10 protein-coding genes are annotated in these 12,835 nt (G+C 67.4%); 3 read left to right on the forward strand and 7 right to left on the reverse strand.

The features are described 5' to 3' along the window. Positions 1 to 91: 91 nt before the first annotated feature. The 3 genes from ACT3UF_RS06945 to ACT3UF_RS06955 are packed head-to-tail and all read right to left on the reverse strand — an operon-like array spanning position 92 to position 3,920. Positions 92 to 658 (reverse strand): DUF6262 family protein, encoded by a 567-nt coding sequence (locus ACT3UF_RS06945; protein WP_444598928.1) that lies wholly within the window; start codon positions 656 to 658, stop codon positions 92 to 94. Then, entirely contained in the window at positions 655 to 2,805 is a 2,151-nt protein-coding gene (locus ACT3UF_RS06950) for a tyrosine-type recombinase/integrase (RefSeq protein ID WP_444598929.1), read from the reverse strand. Before ACT3UF_RS06950 ends, ACT3UF_RS06945 begins: the two co-directional genes overlap by 4 nt. Further along, on the reverse strand, positions 2,805 to 3,920 hold the full coding sequence (locus ACT3UF_RS06955) for a tyrosine-type recombinase/integrase (RefSeq protein ID WP_444598930.1): 1,116 nt from the start codon (positions 3,918 to 3,920) through the stop codon (positions 2,805 to 2,807). The genes ACT3UF_RS06950 and ACT3UF_RS06955 overlap by 1 nt, the downstream gene beginning before the upstream one ends. A gap of 76 nt (positions 3,921 to 3,996) precedes the next feature. Here ACT3UF_RS06955 and ACT3UF_RS06960 point away from each other — a divergent pair, with 76 nt between their 5' ends. Both ACT3UF_RS06960 and ACT3UF_RS06965 read left to right on the forward strand, forming a co-directional pair. Then, positions 3,997 to 4,809: a GmrSD restriction endonuclease domain-containing protein gene (locus ACT3UF_RS06960; protein ID WP_444598931.1), complete on the forward strand. Its 813-nt coding sequence runs from the start codon at positions 3,997 to 3,999 to the stop codon at positions 4,807 to 4,809. A 124-nt stretch (positions 4,810 to 4,933) separates the two neighbouring features. After that, positions 4,934 to 5,731, forward strand: a complete 798-nt coding sequence (locus ACT3UF_RS06965) for an SDR family NAD(P)-dependent oxidoreductase (RefSeq protein WP_444502072.1) — start codon at positions 4,934 to 4,936, stop codon at positions 5,729 to 5,731. A gap of 54 nt (positions 5,732 to 5,785) precedes the next feature. On the opposite strand, the gene ACT3UF_RS06970 is transcribed toward ACT3UF_RS06965, so the two are convergent. Next, complete coding sequence (locus ACT3UF_RS06970; RefSeq protein ID WP_444501981.1) at positions 5,786 to 6,649, reverse strand: lysostaphin resistance A-like protein; 864 nt, start codon at positions 6,647 to 6,649, stop codon at positions 5,786 to 5,788. A 268-nt stretch (positions 6,650 to 6,917) separates the two neighbouring features. After that, positions 6,918 to 7,601, reverse strand: a complete 684-nt coding sequence (locus ACT3UF_RS06975) for a class I SAM-dependent methyltransferase (RefSeq protein ID WP_444501980.1) — start codon at positions 7,599 to 7,601, stop codon at positions 6,918 to 6,920. A gap of 187 nt (positions 7,602 to 7,788) precedes the next feature. Between ACT3UF_RS06975 and ACT3UF_RS06980 the strand changes: the two genes are divergently transcribed. After that, positions 7,789 to 9,093, forward strand: coding sequence for an acyltransferase family protein (locus tag ACT3UF_RS06980; RefSeq protein WP_444501979.1), 1,305 nt, complete (start codon positions 7,789 to 7,791; stop codon positions 9,091 to 9,093). A 45-nt stretch (positions 9,094 to 9,138) separates the two neighbouring features. On the opposite strand, the gene ACT3UF_RS06985 is transcribed toward ACT3UF_RS06980, so the two are convergent. Then, on the reverse strand, positions 9,139 to 12,279 hold the full coding sequence (locus ACT3UF_RS06985; RefSeq protein WP_444501978.1) for a DUF3427 domain-containing protein: 3,141 nt from the start codon (positions 12,277 to 12,279) through the stop codon (positions 9,139 to 9,141). Beyond that, entirely contained in the window at positions 12,276 to 12,758 is a 483-nt protein-coding gene (locus tag ACT3UF_RS06990) for a (deoxy)nucleoside triphosphate pyrophosphohydrolase (RefSeq protein ID WP_444501977.1), read from the reverse strand. The genes ACT3UF_RS06985 and ACT3UF_RS06990 overlap by 4 nt, the downstream gene beginning before the upstream one ends. Positions 12,759 to 12,835: the final 77 nt, after the last annotated feature.

Here is a 12,835-nt window from a genome sequence, read left to right on the forward strand (position 1 = left end):
GGCGGGACTTCGTGCTCAGCCGTGGTCGCGGCAAGAGCAGCTGCCGCACGGTCGGGTCAGCGTCACCGCTCTCGCGGCAGTCCACTTAGCCTCAGGTAGCGGGCGTCTTAGCGGACGCACGCATCATGCGGCGTACCGCAGCGCGCGCGGCTTCGAGTTCTTCGCCGAGGAGCTGGAGGTTCTCCTGTGACTTGGCGAGGTCGGTCCTGGCCGCGTGTAGTTCGGCGTTGAGCAGGTTGCGTTGGCGCTCCAGGTCGCGCACCTGCTCCAGGAGCCCCTCGCGGTCGCGGTTTTCCAACGCGCTGCCCAGGCCGCGCCGGACCTGCGTGAGGAGTCGGTCGCGCTCTTCTCGTAGCTGTCTGATTTCTGCGCGTGCCAATGCGAGGTCGGCGCGCAGGCCTGCGGGTGCGGCGGTGGGGGCTGTAGTTGCTTCCGCTGGCGGGCGTGACCTGGCCGCCTCTATGGCGGTCCGGACCTCGGCGTTGTTGTAGACGAACCAGGACGAGACCCGCGCGGAGCGTTCGACGGCAGCGAACGACACCGCCTGTCCCGCGCGAAGGAGATCCTCGATCGCCGCCAGGGCAGCGGCCTGCTTGCGGGCACTGTCGGCGCGTCGTCGCTCCGTCAGTCTCGTAATCCGTTCCTCGCGGGTGCTCATGGGCGGTGTCTCACGGTGTCGAGGGGAATGAACACCTGCGTCTGGCGGACCTTGCGCATCGTTGATCCTGCCTCCAGCAGATCTGCTTGCTCCTGTGGCGGCGTGTCCGCGATCATCGCTCGCAACGACTCGGCGATACCAGCGAACGCGGTGATCTGTTCGTCGAGGTTCGTCACGACCCATTGCGCCGCGTCTGCTCCGATCGCGAGTTCTCGGTCGGTGCGCAGGGCGCGTACTTGCGTCTCGACCGCGTCCAGGTAGGACGGGTCGGGACGGTAGTAGCCGCATCCGGCGCATTGGAACCTGATGGGGCAGGACTTGCCGCCAGCGGCGACGTTCGTCGGTTCGGTGCAGTTGCCGAACGGGACGGCGACGCTGGCGCGCTCGTAGGCCAGTTCGCTTGCAAACGGTGCCGGACGGCCGAACCTGTCGGTGGCGTACTGCGACATCAGGCGCACGGCGTCCTGCTTGCGGCGAAGTGAGACGGTGAAGTAGCCCATCGTGGTCTCGATGCTGACGTGGTCCATCAGTTCACGCAGGACGTCGACGGGCGTGCCGTTGTCGGCGTGACGCTGCGCGTAGGCGTGCCGTAGACCGTAGGGGTCGATCTTGGTCCTTGCGAAGGCTCGCGAATCGGGCGGCAGGTCGGCGGGCGTGTCCAAGGAGTCCACCCACGAGCGGAAGACTTTGCCGAACTGGGTGCTGGACAAGTGGCCGCGGCGCGCACGGTTGCGGGCACCGGGAGCGGGGAACAGGAACCCAGCGCAGGCGTCCGGAACCTGGAGCCTGCCCAGATGGTCACTCCAGGTGCGGATGACCCTGACGGTGTCAGAGGTGATTGGCAGCCGTCGGCCATGGCGTCCGGCCTTGCGGTTGTCGAAGATCAGCGAGGCCTCGGCGGCGTTGAGCTCGAGGGGGTCGCGTCGCAGGCTCGCGATCTCGTTTGGTCGTCGACCGGTGTCGCGGAGCACCTGGTAGAAGGTCTGGTAGAGCAGGGCGAAGTCGTCGGCGGTCCACTCGTTCGCGGTGTAGGTCGTCGAACGGCCGAGGGTCTCGAGATTGGTGTCGAGGTACGCGATCCATGGTTCGGGGATCGCCGAGCCAAGCTCGTCCTCGCGGGCAGCGGGCACGGGCATGCGCTTGTCGGCCGGGATCGCGAACGTGCCCGGCACCTCGTCCATCAGGCCCGCCCGTCGTCCGGTCTCGATCAAGCGCTTCCACGCGCTCCACAGTGACTGGCGATGCGAGGGCGAGTACGGCTTCGAGGTCGCGGGATCGACTGCCCGTGCGAACGCGTCGAAGATGGACGTCATATCGCCCATCGACAGGCCCGAGGGGTTCTCGCCGTTGGGCCGCCCGGCCAGCGTCAGGGAAGCGATGGATGCGGCCCGCAGCGTTTGGCGCACCTCTGCGACGGATGGTCGCAGCGCGCGCGTCGTCTCCAAAACGATGTGCCGAAGCCACTCCTGGCGCACCACAGTGAAGTCGAGAAACCCCGTCACGGCGGTGTAGCGACGGTCGCGTGCGGACCGCAGGCCGACCAGCGCGCAGTCCCAGACCTCCCCTTCTGTGCCGTCGCGGCCTGCGTGACGAGCACGCAAACGTCGGGTGTTGGCCTGGATCGCGCGCAACAAGCCCAGCGTCCGCGCCGGAGCGCCCTCGTCACGGACATCGAGCACCGACTCAGCGCCCTCGAGCATCCGCACAACGCCGCACACCACGACCGGATGCAGCTCGATCCCTTCACGGTCGCGATGCTGCAATCCGGCGAGCACCTCGCAGCGGGCCGTCGGAGCCAGGTCAGCCACCGTGAACATGTGCGGGGTCGCGGGCAGCCCGCCCACCCGACGGCGCACCGGCACGTACTCCGTATCGAAATCGCCGCCGGTCCAGACGCGACGCGCCCGAGCACATTTGAGGCACCTGCCCACTTTGCTGCGATCAATCAACGTCGAACACCGTGGCGTGGCACAGATGTTCACCCCGGTCATCGGGTTGTCCGGGTCGCCTGAGAAGGTGAGCGTCTCTGGATCCCACTCTTTCTCGCGCCAAACGGCGTCGAGGTTCGATTCGAGGTACGCAGCCCACGGCGGCCGAGGCTCCTCTGCCGGTTCGCGCCATTCGGCAATCGAGACAACCGTGCTCATCATCGTCCTCTCGCCACCGCATTGACAGCTTCACGCATCCGCTCGCGTGAGGGGTGGAGATAGATCTCCGTCGAACTCGCCTGCGCATGGCCGAGCAACTCCTGGACGACATCGGCCTGGACGCCGCTGTCGACCCAGCCGGTAGCAGCGGTGTGCCGGAACATGTGTGGGCTCGCCCGGAACCCATGGCGCGCAGCAAGGCGCTTCACGAACTGGTAGACATTCGAGTACGACATCGCCTGCCCGGTTCGGGAACCCGTGTAGTTGACAAACACGACGTCGCACGGCGCGCTGCCAACCAGCTTCTCGTCGCGCTCGAACCGGTAATCCCGGTAGAGGCGGACGAGTGAGTCGTGAACCGGAACAGAGCGTGACCGGAGGCTCTTCGCCAAAGCGCCATTGCTGTTCGTCGTGCGACGCACAACGTGAAGGTGCGCGCCGGCGAGAGGGCAGCCCAGCGAGCTCGAGTCAGGCAGAAAATGCATGTCCTCCCACCGCAGCCCGAGCGCCTCCCCGATGCGCAGCCCGGCGTCGAGCAGCAACCGCACCAGGAACAGATCCCGTGCCGAGGACGCGCCCTCGATCAGCGCCCGCTGCTGGCTCTCGGACAGCGTCTCCGGCGCATGCTCTACCGCTCGCACCCGCAGCGCGCTGACCCGGACGTGACGCACGTACCCGGACTCCAACAGCGGCCCGAGTCCTGCAGCGCGCGGCATCCACTTACGTTCGACGAGCTGCATCGGCACCTCAGAGGCGATCAGGTCAGCGGCAGCGCAGTACCGCAGGAACTCGCTCACCGCCGTCAGATGAACCGACACCGTCGACGGCGCCCGAACCCGCCCGGTACGCGTCGTAGCCGCCTCCAGCGACCGCTTGAAGCGAGCCATATCAAGGATCGTCACGCGCCGCCACTCCACGCCCTGGGCCTCGCACCAATTCAGGAACCCCGCGACGGGCCGCAGGTACGTCCGCACCGTGTTGGCCGAGCGATCGGTCGCGTACATCGCAGCGACGAACTCCAACACTTCAGGTTGTGGCTGGAACGACTCGTCGTCGACGACGAGATGACCACTGCGGCCATCCTCGAAGTCGGCACGTTCAACACGCCAAGGCACGTTCGGACCGTAGGCCACTGTGCCTCACAACTGTGGGATAACACCGAGGCACGGCGTGTCGCATGAGCTGTGCCGCATGTGCCTCGGATTAGAATGCGGACTGGAGATAACCCGTAACGACATCCTTCGCCGCGATCTGCGCGAGATCACCCTGAAGGGCGATTCGAACGGCTGCGTGGTGCTGCTCGGCACTCTCGACTCTCCGTACAGCGGAGCCACCGTGCACTTCGACCGCGCCAACAGCACCATCGACATCGACCACGTGGTGGCGCTCTCCGACGCCTGGCAGACGGGCGCCTCGACCTGGAGCGATGACGTGAAGCGACAGTTCGCCAACGACCCGTTGAACCTCCTCGCAGTGGAATCGAGCCTGAACCAGCAGAAGGGCGCCGGCGACGCCGCCACCTGGCTGCCGCCGAAGAAGGACTACCGCTGCGAGTACGTGGCCCGGCAGATCGCCGTGAAGGACAAGTACGACTTGTGGATCAAGCCCGCTGAGGCCGACGCCATGGAAGGGGTGCTCGCGGACTGCGAGGGCTTCCTCGCGATCGAGGACGACCATGACTGGCCCGCGACCGGCGGCGGCGACGTCGTGGCCACCTCGGAAGAGCCGACGCAGGCGCCCGCCCCGGCACCCGCGCCCGCTCCCGTGAAGGATCCCGATCCGGCGCCGAAGAAGGACCCGGCTCCCGCGCCCGCCCCGGCACCGGCGCCTGCACCCGCGCCCAAGGCGGACCCGGCTCCCGCCCCCGTGAAGGACAGCGGCGGCAGCGTCTACTTCAAGAACTGCGACGCGGCTCGCGACGCCGGTGCCGCCCCGGTGCACAAGGGCGATCCCGGCTACCGCAAGGGCCTGGACCGGGATGGCGACGGGGTGGGCTGCGAGTGACCGACCCCGCCTGAGCGCGGCCCCGGTCCCCGGTACCGCATCGGGTGATGACCTGCCGGGAAGGATCCCAGCCCCTCCTGCGTTCGACCCACGACGCAACTTCCAGGGGAGGAACCCACACATGATCGGCATCGATCTGACCGGCAGGACAGCATTCGTCAGCGGCTCCACGCAGGGCATCGGCCTCGCCATCGCCCAGCGGCTCGCGGAGGCGGGTGCCCGCGTGGCCGTCAACGGCCGCACCCCGGAGCGGGTGCAGGAGGCGCTCACGACCCTCGCCAATTCCGGCATCGACCCTGCACTGCTGATCGCCGCACCGGGCGACGTCACCACCGATGACGGCCTCACCACCGCGCTCGACGCCGCAGGGGCGGTGGACGTGCTGGTCAACAACCTCGGCGTCTTCGGTGCCACGCGGGCACTCGAGATCACCGACGCCGAGTGGCAGCGCTACTGGGACGTGAACGTCATGGCTTCGGTGCGGCTGATCCGCGCCACCCTGCCGCGGATGAAGGAGGCCGGCTGGGGCCGGATCCTGAACATCGCCAGCGACTCCGCGATCGTCACCCCGACCGAGATGATCCACTACGGCGTCTCCAAGACGGCGCTGCTGGCCGTCTCCCGCGGCTTCGCGAAGGATGCCGCCGGCACCGGGGTCACGGTGAACTCCGTGATCGCGGGCCCCACCTACACCGAGGGTGTGCAGGACTTCGTCTACCAGCTGGTGGACCCGGCCCTCCCGTGGCAGGCGGCGGAGGCGGAGTTCATGCGCCTGCACCGCCCGCAGTCCCTGCTGAAGCGCCTGATCCGCCCCGAGGAGATTGCGAACATGGTCGTCTACCTGTCCTCGCCGCTCGCCTCGGCGACCACCGGCGGGGCGCTGCGCGTGGACGGCGGGTACACGGACGCGATCCTGCCCTGAGCACCCGGCACGGCGGGGCCGACGGAACCCCTCGGGCCCGTTCGTCCGGTTCAGTCAGGCCCCCGAGCCAGTCCGCTCGTGCGATGCGCGCGACCCCGCGTGCACCACGCGAGGGATACCCAGCGCGGAGGTGACGGTCGCCGCGACGGTGAAGGGGACCATGCCCAGCGCGAGCATGGCCGTGCCGGTCCCGCCGGCGAAGGCGAGCACCTCGTGGGTGAGGACCAGCTGGGCTCCGGTCTGGAACGCAGCGTGGAACCCGACGGACATCCAGATCGAGCCGGTGAGCAGGCGCAGCCAGCCGAACCCGATCCCCATCACGAGGAACAGGGAGAGGTCGACCGGGTTCCAGCTCTGCCGCAGGAGCGCTCCGAACAGCGTGAACAGCAGCGCCTGGGCGACGATGACCCACCACCCGCGGGTGACCCTTCCGAGGGCGTGCGTGACGTAGCCGCGGAACACCGCTTCCTCGGGGATGGCCTCGGCGGCCAGCACCGCGAGGAGGAGCAGGAGCACGGTCCTCGTCAGATCTGGCCCCGGCACGGTGACTGTCAGCGGGGTGCTGAGCAGCCCGAGCACGCCGAACGTCGCCGCCGCCGGGACGGTCCACAGCAGCGCACCCCAGACGGCGAGCCGCCAACCGGTGCGCGGACTCGTCAGCCCGGCATCACGCATCCGCCGACCATCCGCGCCGCGGATCAGGCACAGGATCACGGCGATCGTCAGGGCGGTCAGTGCGAATCCGGCGGCGATCCGGAGCGCGAGCGTCGTCGGGTCCGAGAAGTCGCGTGCGGCGGGCAGCAGTGCCGGCAGTGCGGCCAGTCCTGCGCCGAGCGGGAGGATCGAGAGCGCGATCCGCCACGCGGCGGAGGCGAGCACCCGGGGCCGCGGGGCGCTGGACTCGTCGATCCGTTGCACGGGGGCGGTTACCTTCCGGTCGTGCCGAGCATCGAGTGGGACGGCTCGCCGCGGTGCGACCGATCGAGCACCGCAGAGGACCCAGCACGGCAGAGACGGGATCCAGCACCGCAGAGACACTGATGAGCCTACCGACCGCCCAGGTCACCGCACCTCCTCCGGAGGGAGGAGCCAGCCAATACACGCTGGCGGGCGGCAGGCCCGCTCTCACTCTCTACCAGCAGACTACCGTGACCCACTGACGTGACCCACTGACGTGCGCGGCTGCTTAGCGGCGGCGTAGCACCAGCACCGCATCGAGGTGCTCGCCCGGGGCGCCATCGGGGCCGACGGCAGGGCGCGTGCGATCCTCGGCGACCTCCACCGCCCAGTCGGCCACGGGCTGTGCGAGCTGCTCCGCCTCCGCGCGCACGTCGATCATGTGCGCGGGGTGATGGTCGGACCAGGAGGGCGGGGCGGCATGGGAGATGGTCACCAGGTAGCCGCCGGGGCGCAGCGCGGAGGCCGCACGCCGCAGGATCTCCGTGCGGTCCAGCGCCACCTCGGACTGGAAGAACGACGCAGTGACAAGATCTGCCGAATCCGGCTCGGGCTGCCACGTGCTCAGATCCGTCGCGGTGAAGATGGCGTTGTCGAGGCCCCGCGCCTCGGCCTCGGCATTGGCACGGCCGACGGCGGTCTCGGAGATGTCCAGACCCCGCGCCTGCCAGCCGTGCTCGGCGAGCCAGAGCACGTCCCCGCCCTCGCCGCAGCCGAGGTCGATCGAGGTGCCGGGGGTGAACGCACCGGCCACGTCGGCGAGCGTCGCGTTGACATGGCCTGACCAGATCCGCTCCTGGCCCGAGTAGCGCTGCTCCCAGTGCTCGGCGGGGGAGAGGGAGGGGGCCGCGGTGACGTGATCGTGCGGGGCGCGGTGCTGGTGCGGGGCGGAGTGCTGGGGGTGTCCGGTCATGGGAGCGAGCTTGGCAGATCCTCCAGCGCCGCGGTAGCGGCTTTGCTCCCGCCGCCGCACCCGGGGGATCCGGCGTTGCGCCTCGCGCCGCTCCGGTAGATTGACGTCACTTCCAGCGGTTCTGCCCCTGTCACGGCCGACCGGGGCCCACCGCCGGTGGGGGAGCGAGACGAGGGGAAGTTCCGCGATGACGACCACCCGCATGAGCCGCGCCGAGAAGGTGGACGCCGCCACGCCGGCCTCCCGCAACCGCGTGGTGGACTTCCTGCGCGCTGCCGCGATCACCGTGGTGGTGCTCGGGCACTGGACGATCATCGCGGTCGACGCCGACGGCGGCATCCTGCCCCACGGCGTGCTCGACGGCGCCACCTGGACTCACCCGCTCACCTGGGTGTTCCAGGTGATGCCGATCTTCTTCCTGGTGGGTGGCTACTCCAACGCCCTCTCCTGGCGCTCCGCGAGACGCAAGGACGTGGGGTACGCGCAGTGGCTGCGCACGAGGCTGCGTCGTCTCGGGATCCCGCTTATCCCGCTGCTGCTCGCCTGGCTCGTGATCGGGGTGGTTGCCGTCGCCGCCGGGGCACCGAACGCGACCGTGCAGCTGGCCTCCCAGATGGCGCTGATCCCCACCTGGTTCCTCGCCGCCTATCTGATGGTGATCCTGGTGGCGCCCCCGTGCTTGGTGCTGTGGGAGAGGTTCGGCTGGTGGTCGATCATCGGCGGCATCGCGCTCGCCGGCGCCGTGGACGCCCTCAGCCTCGTCGCCGACCAGCCGCTGCTCGGATACCCGAACTACCTACTGGTGTGGGCGGCGTTCCACCAGGTCGGCTACGCCTGGCTCGACGGCCGGCTTGCGGGGTCAGGCCGACGGCTGCTGCTTGCTGCGATCGGACTGGTGGGCCTGCTGCTGCTCGTGCTGGTGGGCCCATACCCGGTCTCGATGATCACCTCCGCGGCCGACGAGATCTCCAACTCGAGCCCCACCCGCATCACGATGGCGTTCCTCGGCATGCTCCAGGCAGGGCTGGTGCTCCTGCTCGAGAAGCCGCTCACCGCATTGCTGCGCCGGCCCCGGCTGTGGTTCGTCACCGTGCTGGTGAACCAGCGGATCATGACCTGGTTCCTGTGGCACCTCACCGTGATGGTGGGCCTCGCGCATCTGCTGCTGGCGGTCGACGCCCGTGCACTGTTGCCCGAGCCGCTGAGCGGGGTGTGGTGGGCGACCAGGCCGCTGTGGGCGCTGGTGCTGCTGGTGCTCACCGGGGTGGTGGTGCTCGTGATGGGCCGGTTCGAGACGCCGCGGGCGGACGAGAGGCCCGCGCCCCCGCTTTGGAAGCCGATCCTTGCTGCGGTCACCGTGATCGCCGGGCTCGCGGTGATGGCGAACGTGGGCGTGGTGGGGGAGAGCGGCGTGACCTGGTGGTGGCCGCTGCTGCCGGTGGTGGGGATGGTGGTCTTCGGGATGGTGCGAGCTCGTTCCTCGAGTACTTAGTACTGAATGCATCGAGCTGGCGTGACGTCGCCGGGTAGCGGACGGTTATGCTGCCGCTCGCGCCTCGAGATACAGCTCGACCGGCGCCAGGCGGTGCAACTTCCACAGGATCTGCATCGGCTTCGAGCCCTCGTAGCTCTGGAACTGTGCGGTGCCCAAGCAGGTGTACGGCTCGGTGCCGATATCACCGGTCTTTGCACGGCGGACGAAAAGCACCACGTGTGAGCCTAGTTCGCCGTGGTGCTGGTAACGCAGCCCCGTGGGGCTGGTGGCGCTGGTGGTGCTCTGCGATTCCCAGTGGAAGAGCTCCTGGTTGATCGCGTAGTCGTGGTACAGCGTGGTCGGCGAGTAGTCAGCCTCAGACTTCTTCAGCGTCACGAGCAGTGCGTCGGTCTTCAGCGACGGCATCCACTTGACTCCCTCACGAATCGCTCCGGGAGCGCCAGCATCGAGCGTTCCTAGACCCAGGCCAGCGAGCAACTCCTCTCGGGAGTACTGCGCGTGGGATCGAAGTGGCGAGACGCCCAGAGCGCCGGGGAGAGGCTGGGGGAGCGTCCGGACCGTGGCCTCGCGGTAGCCGAGGATGTGGTTCACCTCTTTCACGAGCTCGGGCAGGCTCCGTAGCCTCTCGAGGCCTGCTCGGATTCCGCCACCATGTCCGGACGGCCAGAAGGTGAAGTAGAGCATCGCAGCGGCGAGATTCGTGTCGATGTCTGCCGGAAGATCGGCGGCTGTGAGGAGCTCTCGGTACCGGTCGATGCGGTGCTGATCATCGACGTGCGCCAGGTTGCCAACCTTCTTGAACAGAGCCATGGCCTCAGGGTCCTCGAGACGCGCGGCGCCCGTAGGGAAGGCCCAGTCCACCAGTGCTTTCCATGATGCCGGCTGCTTCTCGCCGCGGTAGGTGCGATCGCTGGTGCCGTATACGTCCGCCATGCCGCGCTCCGCGTCGGTGAGGTATGAACCTAGCGTGTAACGGCTTGGATCTGTCGCTTCAGGCAGATGCTGCCGGACGTCGGCAATCAGATCCTTTGTGGCCAGGCGTAGCTGCTGCTTCACGTTGTGCAGAACGATGTCTTCGGCGACCTCGTCGAAGACGATCTGTGAGCCAGGCGGGAGGAACGGGAACTTGTCTCGGATGCTCTTCTCCAGCCTGTTGCGGGAGAGACCTGTAAGCGCCCGGTACTTGAGGTCGAAGCGGAAACTCTCGTTCTGGAGTCCGACGAAGTCGAGGACCGTGAGGACTGCCTTGCCCTCGGTACGACGCAGGCCGCGCCCCAGCTGTTGCAGGAAGATCGTCGCTGACTGAGTGGGGCGCAGCATGAGGACCGTATCGATCATGGGAATGTCGAGGCCTTCATTGAAAATGTCGACCGCAAAGATGCACGCGAGCTCCCCATCGCGGAGTCTCTGCAGTCCCTCACGCCGCTCCCCACTTCGCGACTCACCCGAAAGGGCGAGCGAGGGGATCCCGGCGGCGTTGAAGACCTCTGCCATGTAGTGGGCATGGTCAACGCTGACACAGAATCCGAGCGCCTTCATCCGGGAGGGATCGGTGACCTTGTCGGCGACCGTCTTCAGCACGATGCGAGCGCGAGCATCATTGCCTGTGTAGAGGGAAGAAAGCTGGCTGAGGTCGTAGCGCCCTCGCGTGAAGCGGATGCCCTGCAGGTCACTGCCATCGGCGACGCCAAAGTAGTGGAAGGGCACGAGCAGATCGGCCTTCAACGCGTCCCACAGCCGAAGCTCGCTGGCTATGCGGCCTTCGAAGTAGAAGTTGGCGACGTTCACTCCGTCAGATCGCTCGGGCGTTGCCGTCAGGCCAAGAAGCTCACGAGGTGAGAAATGGTCGAGTAGCCGTCGGTATGTCGAGGCCTCGGCGTGGTGGAACTCGTCGACGACGACCACGTCAAAGTGCGACGGGTTCCAACGCTCCAACTCGGCTTCCCGCGAGATCGACTGTACGGAGGCGAACACGTGCTGTCCTCGGGTGGGGCGCGCGCCCCCGACGAGTAGCTCACCGAAAGCTGGCTCCTTGAGGACCGCGCGATAGGTGTGTAGTGCCTGCTCCAAGATCTCCTTCCGATGAGCGATGAAGAGCAGCCTCGGTCGCGGTCCGCCCTGGGCTAGCCGCTTGTAATCCAGCGCAGCGATGACAGTCTTCCCGGTGCCGGTTGCGGCGACGAGCAGGTTCCGGTGCCGGTCGTGAGTTTCCCGCTCAGACTGCAGATCATCAAGCATGATCTGCTGATGCGCGTACGGGCGGACGTCGAGAAGGCTGACGTTGACCTCGCCATCGCCGCGTCGTGCCCCATTCTTCGCCAGCATCTGGTCGAGGTACTCGGCATCGGTGTCCGGGTCATACGGCGCAAACGCTGAGTCGTCCCAATAGGTCGCGAACGTCGAGGAGAACTTGTCGAGCAGCGTTGGCGTCGCGTGTTTGGACAGTCGAACGTTCCACTCCAGGCCATCGACCAGTGCTGTGCGGCTCATGTTCGAGCTGCCGACGTAGGCGGTGGGGAATCCACTGTTGCGGTGGAACATCCACGCCTTCGCGTGGAGGTGCGTTGACTGCGAGTCATAGTTGACTCGAACTTCCGCGCCGAGCTCCCGGGCGAAGTAGTCGAGTGCGCGACGGTCCGTGGCGCCGATGTATGTCGTGGTCAGCACCCGTATGGAGACGCCGCGCTCGGCGGCTGCGCGCAACGCATCCTCGAGAACTCGGATGCCACTCCATTGCACGAAGGCACACAGCAGATCGATGCTGTCGGCACTCGCCATCTCGAGCCGAAGCTCCGAACCGAGCTGCGGATCACTGCGAGAGTTCGTGAATAGCGCGACGTCAGTCAAAGGCGTCGACGGCCGACGTGGGGGCGGTGACATCGGTGCCGTCACAGAGGTGAGAAGCTGCGGACCAGACGTCACCGTTTCAGAGTGCACTGCGTCCGGAATCGCCTGCAGCAGACGGTTCGCAGTGTCGATCTGTTCCTCTACCGGTAGCGCGGCGAGCGTTCTGGAGATCACCGCGCTCAGGTGTTGCGTGAGGACGTGCGGCGCGTCTGCAGCATCGACGTCTGCGAAGGTCCGGTCGTGTGGTTCATGGGTCTGGCCACCGAGCGCCGCGGTGAGCCCTGTCGTCACCAGGAGCTCATAGAGTCCGGGATCCAGAGCGTGAGCTTCACTCATCGATTCCCCAGGTGCTGCGGCGCGCCATTGAGGAAGGCATCCCGGATGATCGGCACATCTGCTGGCGACCAGTCCAGCGTGGCCAACTCTTCGGGCGGGAACCATCCCAGTTGGTCATGATCCGTGCTGGTCGTTGGCGCATCGGAGGTCAGCTCTGCCCAGTAGCACGCCAGATCGATAAGGGCGGAGCCCACCGGGGTCGTCTGCCGTGAGGCCAAATCCCCGATCTGTACCTCGATTCCCAGCTCCTCGGCGAGCTCACGGTGCAGCGCTCCCGTCGGCTGCTCTCCGGGCTCGACCTTGCCCCCGGGGAACTCCCACAGGCCGCCGGCACTGCGCTCAGGGCTACGACGGGCCGCAAAGACAAGACCATCACGGATGATGACCGCCCCCACGACATGGATCGGTGGATGCGATGACATGCGGCTCCCTTTACTGGCCCCGGCTGGTGAGCCCATCGTATGAGCGGTGGGAGACATGTGGCGATTAGATCCAAACATCTCTGCTGGTCGGCGGGAATCTCGTCGCCGTCCCAACGTCGCAATGGCCGGTCATC

Source organism: Brachybacterium sp. AOP24-D1-21 (assembly GCF_052378665.1).
Lineage (GTDB): Bacteria > Actinomycetota > Actinomycetes > Actinomycetales > Dermabacteraceae > Brachybacterium.

Excerpts from the sequence above, each read along its gene's own strand:
- ACT3UF_RS06945 (WP_444598928.1), bottom strand. The coding sequence starts at position 658 with ATGAGCACCCGCGAGGAACGGATTACGAGACTGACGGAGCGACGACGC.
- ACT3UF_RS06960 (WP_444598931.1), top strand. The coding sequence starts at position 3,997 with ATGTGCCTCGGATTAGAATGCGGACTGGAGATAACCCGTAACGACATC.
- ACT3UF_RS06980 (WP_444501979.1), top strand. The coding sequence starts at position 7,789 with ATGACGACCACCCGCATGAGCCGCGCCGAGAAGGTGGACGCCGCCACG.
- ACT3UF_RS06985 (WP_444501978.1), bottom strand. The coding sequence starts at position 12,279 with ATGAGTGAAGCTCACGCTCTGGATCCCGGACTCTATGAGCTCCTGGTG.
- ACT3UF_RS06950 (WP_444598929.1), bottom strand. The coding sequence starts at position 2,805 with ATGAGCACGGTTGTCTCGATTGCCGAATGGCGCGAACCGGCAGAGGAG.
- ACT3UF_RS06975 (WP_444501980.1), bottom strand. The coding sequence starts at position 7,601 with ATGACCGGACACCCCCAGCACTCCGCCCCGCACCAGCACCGCGCCCCG.
- ACT3UF_RS06990 (WP_444501977.1), bottom strand. The coding sequence starts at position 12,758 with ATGTCTCCCACCGCTCATACGATGGGCTCACCAGCCGGGGCCAGTAAA.